Source organism: Dactylosporangium sp. CS-033363, from assembly GCF_050942475.1.
Classification (GTDB): domain Bacteria; phylum Actinomycetota; class Actinomycetes; order Mycobacteriales; family Micromonosporaceae; genus Dactylosporangium.
The window spans coordinates 6,366,926-6,385,150 of record NZ_CP192032.1 but is presented as its reverse complement, the minus strand read 5'-3'; the positions used below and the strand labels follow the sequence as shown (position 1 = coordinate 6,385,150).

Here is an 18,225-nt window from a genome sequence, read left to right as displayed (position 1 = left end):
GGGTGCTCACACGATGACCAGGATCGCTGTCATCGGGATGGCGTGCCGGTACCCGGACGCCACTTCACCGAAGGAACTGTGGGAGAACGCGGTCGCCGGCCGCCGCGCGTTCCGGCGCCTGCCGGACGGCCGGATGCGGCTGGAGGACTACTGGTCGCCCGACCCGGCGGCCCCGGACCGGTTCTACGCCCGCAACGCGGCGGTCATCGACGGCTACTCGTTCGACCGGGTCGGCTTCAAGGTCGCCGGCAGCACGTTCCGCTCGGCCGACATGACCCACTGGCTGGCGCTGGACATGGCCGCCACGGCGCTCGCCGACGCGGGCTTCCCGATGGCCGAGGGCCTGCCGCTGGAGCGCACCGGCGTCGTCGTGGGCAACACGCTCACCGGCGAGTTCTCCCGGGCCTCGCAGCTGCGGCTGCGCTGGCCGTACGTCAAGCGCACCGTCTCGGCCGCGCTGCGCCAGGAGGGCTGGGACGACGCCCAGCTCGCGGCGTTCCTCGGCAAGTACGAGACGGCCTACAAGTCCGCGTTCCCGGAGGTCGACGAGGACAGCCTCGTCGGCGGGCTGTCCAACACCATCGCCGGGCGGATCTGCAACTACTTCGACCTCAAGGGCGGCGGCTACACCGTCGACGGGGCCTGCTCCTCGTCGCTGCTGTCGATCGCCACCGCCTGCAAGGCCCTGGAGGCGGGCGACCTCGACGTCGTCGTGGCCGGCGGGGTCGACCTGTCCATCGACCCGTTCGAGATCATCGGCTTCGCCAAGACCGGCGCCCTCGCGACCGGCGAGATGCGCGTCTACGACAACGGCTCCAACGGCTTCTGGCCCGGCGAGGGCTGCGGCATGGTCGTGCTGATGCGCGAGGCCGACGCCCGCACGAGCGGCCGGCGGCAGTACGCCACCGTCGCCGGCTACGGCATCTCCTCCGACGGCAAGGGCGGCATCACCCGGCCCGAGGTCAACGGCTACCGGCTGGCCCTCGCCCGGGCGTACGAGCGGGCGGGCTTCGGCGTGGAGACCGTCGCGCTGTTCGAGGGGCACGGCACCGGCACCAAGGTCGGCGACGTCACCGAGCTGACCGCGCTGTCCCAGGCCCGCGAGCAGGCCGACCCGCTGGCGCCCCCGGCCGCCATCAGCTCCATCAAGGGCATGATCGGGCACACCAAGGCCGCCGCCGGGGTGGCGGGCTTCATCAAGGCCGTCATGGCGGTACACCATGAGGTCCTTCCGCCCTCGCTCGGCACCATCCAGCCGCATCCGGTGCTCACCGAGGACGGCGCCCGCCTGCGCACGCTGCGCAAGGCCGAGGCGTGGCCCACGGACCGCCCGGTGCGCGCCGGCATCACGGCGATGGGCTTCGGCGGCATCAACAGCCACGTCATCGTCGAGAACCCCAACCCGCGGCGGGCGGCGATGAACGTGCGCACCCGCGCGCTCGCCGCCTCGCTGCAGGACGCCGAGCTGCTCTGCCTCGACGCCGCCTCGCCCCGCGAGCTGCGCGACCGGCTGACCACGCTCATCGAGTTCGTGCCGCTGCTGAGCTACGCGCAGCTGGGCGACCTGGCCGCGACGCTGCACCGGGACCTGCGCGAGCTGCCGTACCGGGCCGCCGTCGTGGTCAGCTCGCCCGAGGACGCCGTGGCGCGCCTGACCAAGGTGCGCGACATCCTCGACGGGGACGAGACCACCCACTTCTCCGGCGACGGGCGGACCATGCTCGGGCACGCGTCCGGGCGGGGCCGGGTCGGGCTGCTCTTCCCCGGCCAGGGTTCGGGCCGCGGGGTGAGCGGCGGGGCGATGCGCCGGCGGTTCGCGGAGGCCGACGGGGTGTACGACCGCGCCGGTCTGCCCACCGGAGCCGACAGCGTCGCGACCGAGGTCGCCCAGCCCCGCATCGTCACCGGCTCCGTCGCGGGCCTGCGGGTGCTCGAAGCGCTCGGCATCGACGCCGCCGTCGCCGTCGGGCACAGCCTCGGCGAGCTCAGCGCCCTGCACTGGGCCGGCGCCATGGACGAGCGGCAGCTGCTGCGCATCGCCGGGCAGCGCGGCCGCACGATGGCCGAGCACAGCGCGTCGGGCACCATGGCCAGCATCGCGTCCTCGCCCGAGGCGGTCGCGCCGCTGCTGGCCGGGCTGCCGGTCGTCATCGGCGGGTACAACGGCCCCAGCCAGACGGTCGTCGCCGGCCCGATCGACGCGATCGGCGAGGTGTGCCGGCGCGCCGCCGGCGCCGGGCTGCACTCGGCCCAGCTGCGGGTGTCGCACGCCTTCCACTCCTCGCTCGTCGCGCCGGCCGCGGAGGCCTTCGCGGGCGTGTTGGCGGCAGAGTCGTTCGGTACCGTCGAACGGCGCATCGTCTCGACCGTGACCGGGGACGTCCTGGCCGCCGACACCGACGTGCGGGACCTGCTGCACCGGCAGATCGTCGACCCGGTGCTGTTCGCGCAGGCCGTCGCGCTGGCCGCCAAGGACGTCGACCTGCTGGTCGAGGTCGGCCCGGGCCGGGTGCTCAGCGGCCTGGCGGCGAGCACCACCGACGTGCCGGCCGTGGCCCTGGACACCGACAGCGAGTCCCTGGCCAACCTGCTCGGCGTGGTCGGCGCGGCCTATGTCGTCGGCGCGGCCCCGGTCGACCCGGCGCTGTTCCACGGCCGGCTCGTCCGCCCGCTCGAGGTCGGCGCAGCGCTCTCCTTCCTCGAGAACCCGTGCGAGCGGGCGCCGCTGTCCACTGTGGAATCCGTGGCCGTGGTCGAGGCTGCGGCACCCGCCGAGGTCGCGGCCGACCCGTCGGCCACGAGCCTGGACCTGCTGCGCCGGCTGGCCGCCGAGCGGGCCGAGCTGCCCCTCGAGCTCGTCAGCCCGGACAGCCGGCTGCTCGACGACCTGCACCTGAGCTCGATCACCGTCGGCCAGGTCGTCAACCAGGTCGCCGCCCAGCTCAAGGTGGCCGGTTCGCAGCTGCCGACGAACTTCGCGGTCGCCACCGTCCGCGAGCTGGCCGAGGCCCTCGACTCCGTCGCGGCCACCGACACCGGGGCCGGCGGCGCGGGCGGCGACGTCGTGCACGGCGCGACCGCGTGGGCCCGGGCCTTCCGGGTGCAGCTCGAACCGCTGCCGCTGCCCGGCGTCGAACCGGCGGACGAGGTGGGGACCTGGCGGGTGTACGCCGGGCCGGACAGCCTGCTCGCCGAGCCCCTCCGGCACGCGCTGGCGCGCACCCGGGTCGGCGGCGGCGTGCTCGTCTGCCTGCCCGAGGGCTGCACCGAGGAGCAGCTGCAGCTGGCCCTGCACGCGGCCAAGGCGGCCGCGACCCAGCCGGCCGGGGGCCGGTTCGTGCTCGTCGAGCACGACCGCGGCGCCGCCGGCCTGGCCAAGACCCTGCGCCTGGAGGCCCCGCACCTGCGGGTGACGATCGCGCACGTCCCGGCGATCCCGGCCGCGACCGACTGGGTGGTGGCCGAGGTGGCCGCGACCAACCGGTTCAACGAGGCCTTCTACGACGCCGACGGGGTGCGCACCGTCCCGACCCTGCACCCGATGCCGGTCACCCCGGCCCGCACCGAGGCCCCGCTGACGGCCGACGACGTGCTGCTGGTGACCGGCGGCGGCAAGGGCATCACCGCCGAGTGCGCGCTGGCCCTCGCCGGCGACAGCGGCGCGACGCTGCTGCTGCTCGGCCGCTCCGACCCCGCCGAGGACACCGAGCTCGCCGCGAACCTGGAGCGCATGCGCGGCCAGGGCGTGCGGGTGCGGTACGGGCGGGCCGACGTCACCGATCCCGCCGCCGTCCGCGCGGCCGTCGAGGAGCTGACCAGCGAGTCGGGTCCGGTCACCGCGCTGCTGCACGGGGCCGGGCGCAACGAGCCGGCCGCCCTGCACGGCCTCGACATGGCCGCGTTCCGCAGCACGTTCGCGCCGAAGCTCGACGGGCTGCGGGCCGTCCTCGACGCCGTCGACCCCGAGCGGCTGCGGCTGCTCGTCACGCTCGGCAGCATCATCGGCCGGGCCGGGCTGCGCGGCGAGGCGCACTACGCGACGGCCAACGACTGGCTGGCCGGCGAGACGAGCGCGCTCGCGCAGCGGTACCCGAAGCTGCGGGCGATCTGCCTCGAGTGGTCGGTCTGGTCCGGCGTCGGCATGGGGGAGCGGCTCTCCGTCGTCGAACAGCTCAACCGCGACGGGGTCGTGCCGATCACCCCCGACCAGGGCGTGGCCATGCTGCGGCGGATCCTCGCCGACCCCGACGCCCCGAGCGTGGTCGTCATCAGCGGCCGCACCGAGGGCATCGACACGGTACGCCGCAACGCCCCGCAACTGCCGCTGCTGCGCTTCGTCGGGCGCCCGCTGGTGTACTACCACGGCGTCGAGCTCGTCACCGAGGTCGACCTGGACGCGGGCACCGACCTGTACCTCGGCGACCACGAGCTGGACGGCAACCTGCTCATGCCGGCGGTCTTCGGCATGGAGGCGATGGCCCAGGTCGCGTCGGCGGTCACCGGCATCGAGGCGGTCCCGACCGTCGAGGACGCCCGGTTCCTGCGGCCGATCGTGGTCCCGCCGGGCGGCTCGACCCGGGTGCGCATCGCCGCCACCGTGGTCGACGACGACCAGGTCGAGGTGGTCATCCGCAGCGCCGAGACGTCGTTCGCGGCCGACCACTTCCGGGCCCGGCTGCGCCTGAACGGTGCGGTGGCGCCCGAGGGGGCACCGGAGCAGGTCGACGCCGAGCTGCCGGTCGTGCCGCTGGTGCCCGCCGAGGCGCTCTACGGCGACGTCCTGTTCCAGGGTCCGCGTTTTCAGCGGTTGTACCGCTACCACCACGCCGCCGCGCGCCGGGTCGACGCCGCGCTCGTGGAGGCCAAGCCGGTCGGCTGGTTCGCCGGGTACCTCCCGTCCCGGCTCCTGCTCGGCGACCCCGGCGTGCGCGACACGCTCATGCACGGCAACCAGGTGTGCGTACCGCACGCGACGCTGCTGCCGGAGGCGGTGGAGCGCATCCACCCGGCCGGCGAGCACGGGATGGACGCCGGCGAGCTGCGCTACTGCGCGACCGAGCGCAGCCGGGACGGGGACAGCTACGTGTACGACGTGGTGCTGCGCGACGGCTCCGGCCGGGCGGTGGAGCGCTGGGAGGGGCTGCGGCTGCGGGCGGTGCGCAAGAACGACGGGCGCGGCCCGTGGGCACCGGCCCTGATCGGTCCGTACCTCGAGCGCAGCCTCGGCGACCTGCTGGGCGCGAGCCCCGCGGTGGTCGTGGAGCCCTCCACCGTGGACGGTGACGGGGACTTCGTGGCGCAGCGCCGCGCGTCGACCGCGGTGGCGCTGAGCCGGGCGGTGGGCCGGGTGGTCGAGGTGCGGTACCGGCCGGACGGGCGCCCGGAGGTCGACGGCGCCGACGCGGTCTCGGCGGCGCACACCGACGGGCTGACCTTCGCCGTCGCCGGCACCGGCGCGCTCGCCTGCGACGTCGAACTGGCCGCCGAGCGCGACCCGGAGACGTGGAGCGGGCTGCTGGGCGCCCACGCCGGGCTGGCCCGGCTGGTGGCCGGGACGAACGGCGAGGCGCCGTCGACCGCGGCGACCCGGGTCTGGTCGGCCGTGGAGTGCCTGCAGAAGGCCGGGCGGCTCGCCACCGACCCGCTCACCCTGCTGCCGGAGAGCCGCGACGGCTGGATCGTCTTCGGCTCCGGCGACGCGCGGATCGCCACGTTCGCCACGACCGTGCACGGCCGGCCCGAGCCGGTGGTGTTCGCGATCCTGACCCAGGAAGGGAACTAGCGGTGGGCGCGTACTTCGAGTACCTGCACACGGTCGGCTTCGAGGAGACCAACCTCGTCGGCAACGTCTACTACGTCAACTACCTGCGCTGGCAGGGCCGCTGCCGGGAGATGTTCCTCAAGACCAAGGCCCCCGAGGTGCTGGCCGACCTGCAGCAGGACCTGAAGCTGTTCACGCTGAAGGTCGACTGCGAGTTCTTCGCCGAGATCACCGCGTTCGACGAGCTGTCGATCCGGATGCGCCTCGTCGAGCTGGGCCAGACCCAGATCCAGTTCGCGTTCGACTACGTGCGGCTCGACCCGGACGGCACCGAGGCGCTCATCGCCCGGGGCAGCCAGCGGGTGGCCTGCATGCGGGGGCCGAACACCCGGACCGAGCCGGCCCGCGTGCCGGATGCGCTGGTGCGTGCGCTGGCGCCGTACACCGAATTCGCTCAGGTCTGAAATCTGCTGTTGGTTTGTGGAGGCCCGCGTGGACGTCCAGCAAGAAGCACCGACCGGCACCCTCGACACGCGCGTGCTGCGCACCACGTTCGGGGCCTTCGCGACCGGCGTCACCGTGGTGACCGTCGGCGGCGCCGCACCGCACGGCATGACCGCGAACTCCTTCACCTCGGTGTCGCTCGACCCGCCGCTGGTGTCGGTGTGCGTGGAACGCCAGGCGATCATGCACGCCTCGCTCACCGACGCCGGCGTCTTCGGCGTCTCGGTCCTGTCCGCGCGGCAGGAGGCGGTCGCGCGGCACTTCGCCAACCGCCACCGCCCGCTGGGCCGCCAGCAGTTCGACGCCGTCGACTGGCTGCCCGGCGAGCGGACCGGCGCGCCCCTCATCGCGGGCTCCCTGGCCCACTTCGAGTGCCGCGTCTGGCGCCGCTACGACGGCGGCGACCACACCATCTTCCTGGGCGAGCTGCTGGCGGCCGGTGGCAGCGTGGCCCCCGGCGACGCCCTGCTCTTCCTGGCCGGCCGCTTCCACGCCCTCGAGCCCGTTCCCACGGAGGCTCCCAGATGACCTCACTCGACGTGCGGGCCCGGCGCTTTCCGCCGGGCCCGCCGCGCTCCCAGGCGATGCGCATGCTGCGCGTCATGAACCGCGACCGGCTCGGCATGATGACCGACGCCGCCGCCCAGTACGGCGACGCCGTGCGCATCCCGGTCGGCCCGAAGTGGCTGTACTTCTTCAACCACCCCGACCACGCCAAGCACGTCCTGGCCGACAACGCGGGCGCGTACCACAAGGGCATCGGCCTGGTCCACGCCCGCCGCGCCCTCGGCGACGGCCTGCTCACCAGCGAGGGCGACCTGTGGCGCAAGCAGCGCAAGGTGATCCAGCCCGCCTTCCAGAACCGCCGCATCGTGCAGCAGGCCGGCGTCATCGCCACCGAGGCGGCCGCCCTGGTCGACCGCCTGCGCGCCGGCGCCGCCGGCGGCCCGGTCGACGTCGTGCGCGAGATGACGGGGCTGACGCTCGGCGTGCTCGGCGCCGCGCTCATGGACACCAACCTGCGCGCGTTCGCGAATGTCGACGCGTCCTTCGCGGCCGTGCAGGAGCAGGCGATGTTCGAGCTCGCCACGCTGGGCTCGGTGCCGATGTTCCTGCCCCTGCCGCACCAGCTCCGCTTCCGCAAGGCCAAGCGCGAGCTGCAGGGCATCGTCTCGCAACTGGTAGCCGAGCGCGGCGCCGATGTGGAGGGCCGCGACGACGTCCTGTCCCGGCTCATCCTCTCGGTGGCGCAGGAGTCCGACCCGCGGGTGGCCAAGCAGCGGCTGAACGACGAGCTGGTGACGCTGCTGCTGGCCGGCCACGAGACGACGGCCAGCACGCTGAGCTGGTCGCTGTACCTCATCGACGCCCACCCCGAGATTCGCGAGCGCCTGCACGAGGAGGCCGTCGCCGTGCTGGGCGACCGCCTGCCGGTGGCGGACGACCTGCACCGGTTGCAGTACACGCACATGGTCATCGAGGAGGTCATGCGCCTGTACCCGCCGGTGTGGATCCTGCCGCGCGCGGCCCAGTCCGCGGACGAGATCGGCGGCTACCACGTGCCGTCGGGCGCGGACGTGCTGATCTGCCCCTTCACCATGCACCGCCACCCGGACTTCTGGCCGGACCCGCTGCGCTTCGACCCTTCGCGCTTCGACCCGGCGGCGGTGAACGACCGGCCGCGGTACGCCTACCTCCCGTTCGGCGCGGGCCCGCGCTTCTGCGTCGGCAACCACCTGGGCATGATGGAGGCGGTCCTGGTCCTGGCCACCCTGATGCGGGACCTGGAGCTGCGCCTGCTGCCGGGCCGCGAGGTGGTCCCGGAGCCGATGATGTCCCTGCGCATCCGCGGCGGCCTCCCGATGACGGTGCACGACGCCAAGTCCTGACGTCACACACGAAGCCGGCCGGTTCCCTGGGGAGCCGGCCGGCTTTCGCATGCCCGTTTCAGCGGAGGCGGTCCAGGAGGGCCAGCAGCGCGAGGAGCGTGGTGCCGTCGGAGACCTCGCCGGCGGTGATGAGGCCGCGGATGTCGTCGAGCGGGACCCAGACGATGCGGTCGGACTCGAACTCGTCCGCGGGCGGGCCGACGCGCACGGCGCCGAAGCCCAGGAAGACGTGGTGGTGGGCGCTGACCAGGCCGGCCATCGGGAAGAACTCCGCGAGGGGCTCCAGCGCGCCGGCGGGGCGCCAGCCGGTCTCTTCGGTGGCCTCGCGGGCGGCGGCGAAGTCGGGCTGCTCGCCGGGTTCGATGCGGCCGCCCGGGACCTCCCAGCCCCAGGTGTCGGGGATGAAGCGGTGCCGCCACAGCAGCAGGACGTGGCCGTCGACGACGATGAGGGCGTAGGCGCCGTTCGCGCTGCGGATCATCCGGTGGTCGAAGTGGTGGCCGCCGGGGGCCTCGACGTCGGCGGTCTGCAGGTGGACCCAGCGGTCCTGGTAGAGGGTGCGCGTCTGGCCTACGGTCCACCGCATTCGGGGCCTCCGTGGATGCGCTACTCGTCGTAGGCGTCGAACCGGAATCCTAGGGCGGCCCAGTTGGCGCCGTGGCCGACCGCCCGGGCCGTGAGGGCGTCGATGAGGTCGTTGACGTGCGACCGGGCCGCGCGGCAGGTCTCCAGGGCGAACAGGGCGGCCATCAGGGGGTCGGCCGCCGGGCCGTCGCCCTGCGGGTCCTGTTCGGCCGCGCGCTGGATGGCCTGCAGGGCCGCCATCGCGTGGTCGAGGTGGGAGCGCCACGCGGTGTCGTTTGCCACGCATTCAGCATGCGGAAGGCGGTACCCGAAAAGCGTCTTCGACATTGCCCAAGGCGGGATCGCCCAAGGCGGGATCGCCCAAGGCGGGATCGCCCAAGGCGGGATCGCCCAAGGCGGGATTGCCGAAGGCGGGACGGCCCGGCACCGAGGCCGGGCCGTCCCAAGAAAACGTCCGAAGCCGTCCCGGAACGATCAGGCCGCGGCCAGCTGGGTGTGGCGTGCCGGGTCGTCGGCCATGCGCTGCAGGGCCGTCTTGCGGGCGTCCTGGAGGGCCAGCAGGACCGGCAGATCCAGGCGGCCGACCGGCTGCAGCATCACGTCGAGGTTCAGGCGCGCGTCGCGCTCCACGGCCAGCGGGCCGCACGTGGCGACCGTCAGGTTGGGCTGCTGCGCCGCTTCCGGGTCGCCGGTCACGCCGTGGGCCAGCAGGTAGTACTGCTCGCCGGGCATGGCGCGCAGCTCGTAGCTGCCGGGGCCGCGCAGGACCGCGCAGCTGACCGGGCGGCCCTCGGGGATGGGGGTGGGGAACAGGCCGATGAAGATCAGCCCCGGCCGGCGCAGCTGCGCGGGCAGGCCGATCCGGCCACTGATGCGGGCCGTGTCCGGGCCGCACGGGTCCTGGCTGGGGATGGTGGCGATGTACCCGCCGAGCCGCCGGTACGCGGTCGGGGAGACCCCGACGCTGCGCGAGAACCGGCTGCTGAACGTCCCGACGCTGTTGTAGCCGACCCGCATGCTGATGTCCGCCACGTTGAGCGAGGTGGTGAGCAGCAGGTGCTTGGCCTCCTCCAGGCGGATGGCCGAGAGGAAGCGGCCCGGTGACACGCCGGTGACGCGCTGGAACATGCGGGAGAAGTGGAACTTGCTGAACATCGCCGCTCGGGCCAGGTCATCGATCGTCACGGGCTCAGCTAAATTGCTGCGCATCGTAGCGATTGCACGTCCAATGGCATCTTCGACAGTGCTTTGCACGACGAACCTCCGGCATTCAAAGCAAAAGATTCGGTCATATGACCAAGGGAGAATCACCCGGTAATCCCCGCCCGAGACGTCGGTGTGATCGACGTAGATGCTAGCGGAGGGTATGTCCGGAGGCAACACTCTGCGACGTGGAGGTCGCGCTTTTCGTTGTGCTGCAAGCGATGCGGCGGGCAAACTTCCGCACGGCCGTGAGAGTGGCGATTCCTGCTATCCGGGACCACGCCGCAGGTCGGCGTAGATATCGACACTCTCCATTCCTTCGTGGCACGGATTGAACGGTGTTCACTGTGGTGGACGGTAGTAATCGCCGGATCTTCGTGGCAGAATTCGAGCCAGCTTCGTCGATGCGGGGGAGGCATGGTGCGGATCTCTGCGCTCAGTGCTCGCTGCGGTGTGTCCGTGCCGACCATCAAGTTCTATCTGCGTGAGGGACTGTTACCCCCGGGCGTGCCGACCGCGCGCAACCAGGCCGATTACGACGAGACGCACCTCGAGCGGCTGCGGCTGATCCGGCTGCTCACCACCGTCGGCCAGCTGGGCCTGGCGGCCGTGCGGGACATCCTGGAGGCCGTCGACGACAAGACGCTGACCCGGGCCGAGCTCTACCAGGCGGTCAACGGCGTGCTGTACGCCGACCGCGTCGACGGCCGGCTGCACGAGGACGTCGGCAACGCCCGCCAGCGCGTGAGTGAATACCTGAATGCCCTTCATTGGGACGTGGAGGCCACCTCACCGGCCCGCGAGACGCTCGCCCACGTCCTGGTCTCCTTCTGCCGCTCCGGCTGCGCCTCCGAGCGCGAGATCCTCGGCCCGTACATCGAGGCGGCCCGCCGGCTGGCCGTGCACGAGCTGGAGCTGCTCGGCGACGGCGACGACGTCGGCCCGGCGGTGACCGCGGTGCGCACCGTGCTCTTCGATGTGGTCATGACGACCATGCGCCGGCTCGCGCAGGAGGCCCAGACCGTCCCCGGCCCGGGGTGAGCCCGCCGGCGCCGCCCGGTACCAAATGAGATCCCTTCGGACCCGAAGGGATCTCGTCGTGTTTTCGGCACGGTTTGTAAGAGTGTCAGGAAAGCGACAACGAACGATGCCTGATTTCGCGCAGGTTACCGGATGTTCGCTCCGGGTAAATTAGCGCGCCCACTTCACGGGATATGCGGACGGTATTTGCGGGTGATGCGAAAAGAGACGAGACGGAATGGCGCGGCAGAAGGCGTTTGCAATTGCGGATGCACGTGAACCTTCGTATTGAGCAATAAGGAGATCGCTATGTGGATCGTGATATCGCTCCCACGGCCTGAGAATAGTTGACCGAACAGCGAACGACCACCGTCGCCGGTGGTCGTTCAAAGTATTTGTGCACGCGGCATGCAATTAGGTTCCGGCGGCCTCGGAAATGGCACCGGTGGGGCAGAGGTCGAGGGCGTCGAGCACCGCGTCGCGGGACTCGGGCGGGACGGAAACGCACAGGAGCCGTACCAGACCGTCGTCGTCCTGGTCGAAGACCTCGGGCGCGTTGGCCACGCAGTTGCCGGAGCCGCAGCACCGGTCGCGGTCGACGAGCACGCGCATCCCGCTCACCACCGCACGAAGAGCTTGTGCACGCCGTAGATGAACGAGTCCGGCCGCAGCACCGTCTGGCCGGCCTCGGGGGCGAGGGCCAGCCCAGGCAGCCGCGCCGCCAGCCGGGTGAACGCGATGCGCAGCTCCGCGCGGGCGAGCGGCTGGCCGATGCACTGGTGCATGCCGAAGCCGAACGACACGTGCTGCTGCGCGCCGCGGTCGACGTCGAAGCGGTCCGGGTCGGCGAAGACGGCGGCGTCCCGGTTCGCCGCCGAGAGCAGCACGATGACCCCCTCGCCGGCGCGCACGAGCTGCTCGCCGACCTGCACGTCCCGGGTGGCGATGCGCGGGAGGCCGTGGTGCACGATCGTGAGGTACCGCAGCAGCTCATCGACCAGTGCCGGCGCGCGCTCGGGCCGGGTGACCAGCGCCGCCCACTCCTCGGGATGCGACCGCAGCAGCAGGAACGTGCCCAGCCCGAGCATGTTCGCGGTGGTCTCGTGCCCGGCGATGAGCAGCAGCAGGGCCACCCCGACCACGTCGTCGTGGGTGAGCGTGCCGGCGTCGAGCTGCTGGGCGAGGCGGCTGGTCAGGTCGTCGGCCGGCTCGCGCCGCTTGAGCTCGACCAGCTTGCCCAGCGACTCGCGCAGGTCGCCCATCGCGGCCATCATCGCCTCGGGCGCCGCGTGGTTGTCCAGCAGCGTGTGGCTGTTGCGCTGGAAGAACTCGTGCTCCTCGTACGGCACGCCGAGCAGGTGCGAGATGACCATCGAGGGCACCGGCAGCGCGAAGTGCTCGACGAAGTCCGCGGGCGCGCCGGCCGCCTCGAGCTCGTCCAGGAAACGGTCCACGGTCTGCACGATGAGCGGCTCGAGCCGCTGCACCGCCTTGACCATGAACTCCGGGGTCAGCAGTCTGCGGTACAGCGTGTGCTCCGGCGGATCCATCCGGATGAACGCCCCCGCGCGGCTCTTGTCGTCCTGCGGCGGCACCGGCCCGACCAGCGGGAACCCGGGGGCCGTGATGTCCGCGCTGAACGACGGGTCGCGCAGCACCTGGCGGACGTCGGCGTGCCGGGCGGCGAGCCAGGTCACCCCGCCGCCGGGCAGGCCCACCCGGCTCATCGGGGTGCTCAGGCGGTACGCGCGTTCCTCGTGCGGCGGGTCGAACGGTCCGCTGCGCGGACAGCCGAACGGGAAGGCCTGAAGTTCGGAGTCGGTGGAGTGCGCCATCGCCTGCCCCTCGTGGTCGCGGGTGCGCTGAACGGCTCGACGGTATCGACGGATCGAAAGGTGTACATCCTTCAAGTTGCGGATGACTCGAAGTGGAATGCGGCCAGGAAGGGCGCAAGCAGGGAGTGGTCGCCGTCCAGGCGCAGTACCCCGGAGCGCAGCGCCTCCTGCGGGTCGAGCTCGCCGGTGAGGATCGCGGCGAGCTCCTGCCCGGTGTGGATCACGAGGTCGGCGCCGCCGGTGACGCCGGGCGCCGTCTCGAGCACGCCGTGGCGCACGCACAGGGTCGCCGCGACCTCGCCGACGTGCAGCTCGAAGACCGCGTCGAGCTCCTGGCGGGCGAACGGGTCGAACATGGTCCGCATGGCGATCACCAGGGTGTCGGTGGTGAGCGGATCGGGCTCGCCGCCGCTGGTGAGGGCGCGGGCCCCCCAGCGGCCGAGGGCGATGATGATGCCCTCCAGGCCCTTGCCGCGATCGGTCAGCTCGTACACGACCGCGTTGGCCGGGCGCGGCAGCACCCGGCGGCCGACGATGCCCTCCGCCTCCAGCTCGCGCAGGCGCGCGGCGAGGGTGTTCGTCGGGATCGGCGGCTCGCCGTTGCGCAGGTCGGTGTAGCGCCGCGGGGACACCAGCAGATCCCTGATGATGCGCAGGGTCCAGCGCTCGCCGACGAGGTCCAGCGCCCGCGTGATCCCGTTGAAGTGCCCAGCGGTTCTGTCAACCATACTTCGCAGCATAGATGAAGCAACCGTTTGACATACCCCACTTGTTTTCGGCAAGCTTGGTTCCGATCGATGCGGGTACGGCCTCGCGGGCCCGACCCCCGCTCAACTGACGTGCTTGCGTGCTCCGCCCACATGATCACGCACGTCGCCTGTCCCGTACCGACCGATGAAGTGATCATCTGGAGGGGCTCATGGAGCGCGCTTCCGGCCCGGCTCGAATCGTCAGCGGGCGATGGACGAAATGGATCGTCCTCGTCGTCTGGATCGTGCTCGGATTCGGCGTCGCCGGCCAGCTGTCGGCGAAGTTCCCCGACGTGCAACAGAACGACCAAGCGCAGTGGCTGCCCAGTGGGGCGGAGGCCACCCAGGTGGTCGAGCTGCAGGAGAAGTTCAACACCGCGGACATCGCCGCCGCGGTCATCGTCTACGAGCGGCCCGACGGGGTCAGCTCGGCCGACGAGTCCAAGGCCGCCGCGGACGCCGGCAGGCTCGCCGGGGTCGACGGCGTCACGGGCAGCGTCATCGGCCCGCTGAAGTCCGCGGACGGCAAGGCGATCCAGGTCATCGTCCCGGTCAAGATGGGCTCCGACGGCTTCACCAAGGCCCCGGACCGCGTCAAGGCGATGAAGGAGATCGTCGAGGCGAACAGGAACGGCCTCAACGTGTACGTCTCCGGCCAGGTCGGCGTCGCCGGTGACAACGTCAGCTCGTTCTCCGGCACCGATCAGGCGCTGCTGCTCACCACGGTCGTCGTGGTGATCATCATCCTGCTCTTCGCGTACCGCAGCCCGTTCGCGTGGATCCTGCCGGTCATCTCGGCGCTCGTGGCGCTCAACGTCACGCAGGCGTTCATCTACCTGCTGGCCAAGAACGCCGGGCTCACCGTGAACGGCCAGAGCGCCGGCATCCTCACGGTGCTGGTCTTCGGGGCGAGCACCGACTACGCCCTGCTGCTCATCGCGCGGTACCGCGAGGAGCTGCGCCGCCACGCCGACCGGCACCAGGCGATGGCGATCGCCCTGCACCGCGCCGGACCGGCGATGCTGGCCAGCGCCGGCACCGTGGCCGTGGGCATGCTGTGCCTCATGGTCGCCGACATGAACTCGACCAAGGGCCTCGGCCCGGTCTGCGCGATCGGCATCGGCATGGGCTTCCTGTCCATGATCACGCTGCTGCCCGCGCTGCTGGTCATCTTCGGCCGCTGGATCTTCTGGCCGGTCAAGCCGAAGGTCGGCACCGAGGAGAAGAGCGCGACCGGCGGGCTGTGGAGCCGGCTCGGCCGCGGCATCGCCGGCAAGCCCCGCACGGTCTGGGTCGCCACCGCGGCCGCGCTCGCGATCTGCGCGCTCGGCCTGACCCAGCTCAACGCGACCGGCCTGTCCGTCACCGACTCGTTCGTGGACAAGCCGCAGGCGATCGTCGGGGCCGAGGTCGCCGCGAAGCACTTCCCGGGCGGCGAGGGCCAGCCGGTCGTCGTCATCGGCAAGGCGAGTGCGAGCGAGGCGCTGACGACCGCGATCCGCGGTACCGACGGCATCGCCGAGGTCGGCCCGCCGCTGGTCGCCGGGGACCTGGTGATGCTGCAGGGCGTGCTCAAGGACCTGCCGGACACCAGCGCCGCCGAGGCGACGGTGCTGCGGGTGCGCGACGCCGTGCACGCCGTGGCCGGTGCGGATGCGAAGGTGGGTGGGCCGACTGCCAGTACCATCGACATGAACAAGGCCAACCGGCACGACAACATGCTGGTCATCCCGCTCGTGCTCGCCGCGGTGCTGCTGATCCTCGGCCTGCTGCTGCGCGCCGTGGTGGCCCCGCTGCTGCTCATCGCCACCGTGGTGCTGTCCTACGCCGCGGCCCTGGGCATCAGCGCGGTGGTCTTCAAGGGCGTGTTCGGCTTCGACAGCTCCGACAGCTCGTTCCCGCTGATGGCGTTCGTGTTCCTGGTCGCCCTCGGCATCGACTACAACATCTTCCTGATGACCCGGGTCCGGGAGGAGGCGCAGGTCGTCGGCACCCGCCGCGGCATGCTCACCGGCCTGGCCACCACCGGTGGCGTCATCACCTCGGCCGGCCTGGTCCTCGCGGCGACGTTCGCCGTGCTGGCCAACCTGCCGCTGGTGTTCTTCGCGGAGCTCGGCTTCGCGGTCGCGCTCGGCGTGCTCCTCGACGCCCTGATCGTCCGCTCGGTGCTGGTGACCGCGCTGAACCTGGACTTCGGCAAGCGCATCTGGTGGCCGAGCCCGCTCGCCGCCAAGGACGACGACCCGGAGCCCGATGCCATCGCGGACGCACCGGAACGCCCGGTCGTGCCGGCCTAGGAACATGTTGCGATGCCGTCCCCCGGTGAACGACCCGCCGGGGGACGGCACTCGCGCGTTCAGCCTCAAATTCAGGAAGGACTATGTCATGCCGCAAAAACAGGGCATCCGCATCGTCGGCGCCCGGGTGCACAACCTCAAGGACGTCACGCTCACGCTGCCCGAGTCGAAGATCACCGTGTTCGTCGGCGTGTCCGGCTCCGGCAAGTCCTCGATCGTCTTCGACACCGTCGCGGTCGAGTCCCAACGCCAGCTCAACGCCTCGTACAGCTGGTTCATCCGCAACCAGCTGCCGAAGTACGAGCGCCCGCAGGCCGACGCGATCGAGGGCCTGACCACCGCCGTCATCGTCGACCAGCAGCCGATCGGCGGCAACAGCCGGTCCACGGTCGGTACGATCACGGACGTCGCCCCGGTCCTGCGCGCCCTCTTCGCCCGGCACGCCGAGCCGACCACCGGCCTGGTGTCGAGCTACTCGTTCAACGACCCGCGCGGCATGTGCCCGGAGTGCGAGGGCATGGGCCGCACCGTGCAGCCCGACGTCGAGCGCATGCTGGACAAGTCCAAGTCGCTCAACGGCGGCGCCATCCTGCTGCCCACGTACAAGGTCGGCACCCCGGACTGGCAGATCCTGGCCGGCGACAGCCGCCTCGACGCCGACAAGGTGCTGCGCAAGTACACCAAGGACGAGTGGCACACGCTGCTGCACGGCACCGGCGGCAAGGTCGAGGTGAAGACCAAGAACGCCACGATCAAAATCAACTACGAGGGCCTGGTCGACAAGTTCGTCCGGCTCAACCTCAAGCGGGACACCAGCACGCTGAGCGAGAAGACCCGCGATGCGATCCAGCAGTTCATGTCCGAGGGCCTGTGCCCGCTCTGCCACGGCGCGCGGCTGAGCCAGGAGACGCTGAACAGCCGCATCGACGGGCGCAACATCGCGGAGATGTCCGGGCTGTCCATCGACGAGCTGGTGCCGGTGCTGGCCAAGCTCGACAGCCCGATCGCCGAGACCGCCCGCACCGCGCTGGAGCGCATCTCGGGCATGGGCCTGGGGTACCTCACGCTCGACCGGCCCACCGTCACGCTCTCCGGCGGCGAGGGGCAGCGGCTCAAGATGGTGCGGCACCTGGGCTCGACGCTCACGCACCTGACGTACATCTTCGACGAGCCGAGCGTCGGCCTGCACCCGCGCGACGTCGGCCGGCTCAACGAGCTGCTGCGGGGCCTGCGCGACAAGGGCAACACCGTGCTCGTGGTGGAGCACGACCCCGACGTCATCGACATCGCCGACCACGTGGTCGAGGTCGGCCCGGAGGCCGGCGTGCACGGCGGTGAGATCGTCTTCGAGGGTACGGTCGCCGCCCTCGCCAAGGCCGCCACCCGCACCGCGACGGCGCTGGCCGAGCGGGGCGCCGTCAAGAAGACGTTCCGCAAGGCGGGCGGGCAGCTCAGCATCACCGACGCCGACCTGCACAACCTCAAGAACGTGTCGGTGGACATTCCGACCGGCGTGCTGACCGCGGTCACCGGAGTGGCGGGCTCCGGCAAGACCAGCCTCATCTCCGGCGTGTTCGCGGCGCAGCACCCGACGGCGACCTTCGTGGACCAGGGGCCGATCACGGCGTCGTCGCGGTCCAACCCGGCCACGTACCTCGAGCTCATGGACGGGATCCGCAAGCTGTTCGCGAAGGCGAGCGGGCAGCCGGAGGCGCTGTTCAGCTTCAACTCGAAGGGCGCGTGCGAGGAGTGCCAGGGCCGCGGGGTGATCATCACGGAGATCGCGTTCATGGACCCGGTGACCACGCACTGCGAGACCTGCCACGGCCGGCGGTTCAAGGAGTCGGTGCTGGAGCACCAGCTGCGCGGCAAGTCCATCGCCGACGTGCTGGAGCTGCCGGTCTCGGAGGCGGTCGGCTTCTTCACCGAGAAGGCGCTCAAGCCGAAGCTGCAGGGGCTCGTGGACGTCGGGCTCGGCTACCTCACGCTCGGGCAGCCGCTGAGCACGCTGTCGGGCGGTGAGCGCCAGCGGATCAAGCTCGCGACCCAACTGCACAAGACCAGCAGTGTGTACGTCCTGGACGAGCCCACCACCGGCCTGCACATGTCGGACGTGGGGACGCTGATGGCGCTGCTGAACCGGATCGTCGACGACGGGAACACGGTCGTCGTCATCGAGCACAACCTGGACGTCGTCCGGCAGGCGGACTGGGTCATCGACCTCGGCCCCGACGGCGGCGCCGGGGGCGGCGAGGTCGTGTTCACCGGCACGCCGAAGCAGCTGCTCGCGAACAAGAAGTCGGTCACCGGCGAGTACCTGCGCAAGTACGTCGGCTGACGCGCTCACCACGTGCGCAGCCGCTCGGCTGCGCACGTGGTGAG

General features: G+C 71.6%; 13 protein-coding genes. 7 read left to right on the top strand and 6 right to left on the bottom strand.

The window, feature by feature from the left end; translation table 11 throughout:
• Nucleotides 1-13 precede the first annotated feature (13 nt).
• Genes ACQPZ4_RS29560 through ACQPZ4_RS29545 form a run of 4 tightly spaced genes read left to right on the top strand, consistent with a single transcriptional unit; the run spans nt 14 to nt 8,154 of the window.
• Complete coding sequence (locus tag ACQPZ4_RS29560) at nt 14-5,782, top strand: type I polyketide synthase (protein ID WP_433042326.1); 5,769 nt, start codon at nt 14-16, stop codon at nt 5,780-5,782.
• A gap of 2 nt (nt 5,783-5,784) precedes the next feature.
• Complete coding sequence (locus ACQPZ4_RS29555) at nt 5,785-6,225, top strand: acyl-CoA thioesterase (protein ID WP_433042323.1); 441 nt, start codon at nt 5,785-5,787, stop codon at nt 6,223-6,225.
• A gap of 28 nt (nt 6,226-6,253) precedes the next feature.
• On the top strand, nt 6,254-6,793 hold the full coding sequence (locus ACQPZ4_RS29550; RefSeq protein ID WP_433042320.1) for a flavin reductase family protein: 540 nt from the start codon (nt 6,254-6,256) through the stop codon (nt 6,791-6,793).
• Nucleotides 6,790-8,154 (top strand): cytochrome P450, encoded by a 1,365-nt coding sequence (locus tag ACQPZ4_RS29545; protein WP_433042317.1) that lies wholly within the window; start codon nt 6,790-6,792, stop codon nt 8,152-8,154. Before ACQPZ4_RS29550 ends, ACQPZ4_RS29545 begins: the two co-directional genes overlap by 4 nt.
• 58 nt (nt 8,155-8,212) lie before the next feature.
• On the opposite strand, the gene ACQPZ4_RS29540 is transcribed toward ACQPZ4_RS29545, so the two are convergent.
• From ACQPZ4_RS29540 to ACQPZ4_RS29530, 3 genes are all read right to left on the bottom strand, one after another.
• Nucleotides 8,213-8,740: an NUDIX hydrolase gene (locus ACQPZ4_RS29540; RefSeq protein WP_433042314.1), complete on the bottom strand. Its 528-nt coding sequence runs from the start codon at nt 8,738-8,740 to the stop codon at nt 8,213-8,215.
• A 20-nt stretch (nt 8,741-8,760) separates the two neighbouring features.
• On the bottom strand, nt 8,761-9,021 hold the full coding sequence (locus ACQPZ4_RS29535; RefSeq protein WP_433042311.1) for a hypothetical protein: 261 nt from the start codon (nt 9,019-9,021) through the stop codon (nt 8,761-8,763).
• A 192-nt stretch (nt 9,022-9,213) separates the two neighbouring features.
• Nucleotides 9,214-9,948 (bottom strand): helix-turn-helix domain-containing protein, encoded by a 735-nt coding sequence (locus tag ACQPZ4_RS29530; protein WP_433042308.1) that lies wholly within the window; start codon nt 9,946-9,948, stop codon nt 9,214-9,216.
• Between the two features lie 453 nt (nt 9,949-10,401).
• Here ACQPZ4_RS29530 and ACQPZ4_RS29525 point away from each other — a divergent pair, with 453 nt between their 5' ends.
• Nucleotides 10,402-10,983 carry a MerR family transcriptional regulator gene (locus tag ACQPZ4_RS29525; RefSeq protein ID WP_433042305.1) on the top strand — a complete coding sequence of 194 codons (582 nt, stop codon included), beginning with the start codon at nt 10,402-10,404 and terminating at the stop codon, nt 10,981-10,983.
• A 393-nt stretch (nt 10,984-11,376) separates the two neighbouring features.
• Here the strand turns inward: ACQPZ4_RS29525 and ACQPZ4_RS29520 are convergent, their stop codons facing one another.
• From ACQPZ4_RS29520 to ACQPZ4_RS29510, 3 genes are all read right to left on the bottom strand, one after another.
• The gene (locus tag ACQPZ4_RS29520; protein ID WP_433042302.1) at nt 11,377-11,574 is read right to left on the bottom strand and encodes a ferredoxin; all 198 of its coding nucleotides are present in this window, start codon (nt 11,572-11,574) and stop codon (nt 11,377-11,379) included.
• Between the two features lie 5 nt (nt 11,575-11,579).
• Nucleotides 11,580-12,797: a cytochrome P450 gene (locus ACQPZ4_RS29515; protein ID WP_433042299.1), complete on the bottom strand. Its 1,218-nt coding sequence runs from the start codon at nt 12,795-12,797 to the stop codon at nt 11,580-11,582.
• Nucleotides 12,798-12,868: 71 nt separating this feature from the next.
• On the bottom strand, nt 12,869-13,525 hold the full coding sequence (locus ACQPZ4_RS29510) for a winged helix-turn-helix transcriptional regulator (RefSeq protein ID WP_433042296.1): 657 nt from the start codon (nt 13,523-13,525) through the stop codon (nt 12,869-12,871).
• Between the two features lie 191 nt (nt 13,526-13,716).
• Between ACQPZ4_RS29510 and ACQPZ4_RS29505 the strand changes: the two genes are divergently transcribed.
• Nucleotides 13,717-15,843 carry an MMPL family transporter gene (locus ACQPZ4_RS29505; protein WP_433042293.1) on the top strand — a complete coding sequence of 709 codons (2,127 nt, stop codon included), beginning with the start codon at nt 13,717-13,719 and terminating at the stop codon, nt 15,841-15,843.
• Between the two features lie 88 nt (nt 15,844-15,931).
• The gene (locus tag ACQPZ4_RS29500; protein WP_433042290.1) at nt 15,932-18,181 is read left to right on the top strand and encodes an ATP-binding cassette domain-containing protein; all 2,250 of its coding nucleotides are present in this window, start codon (nt 15,932-15,934) and stop codon (nt 18,179-18,181) included.
• The last annotated feature ends 44 nt before the right edge of the window (nt 18,182-18,225 follow it).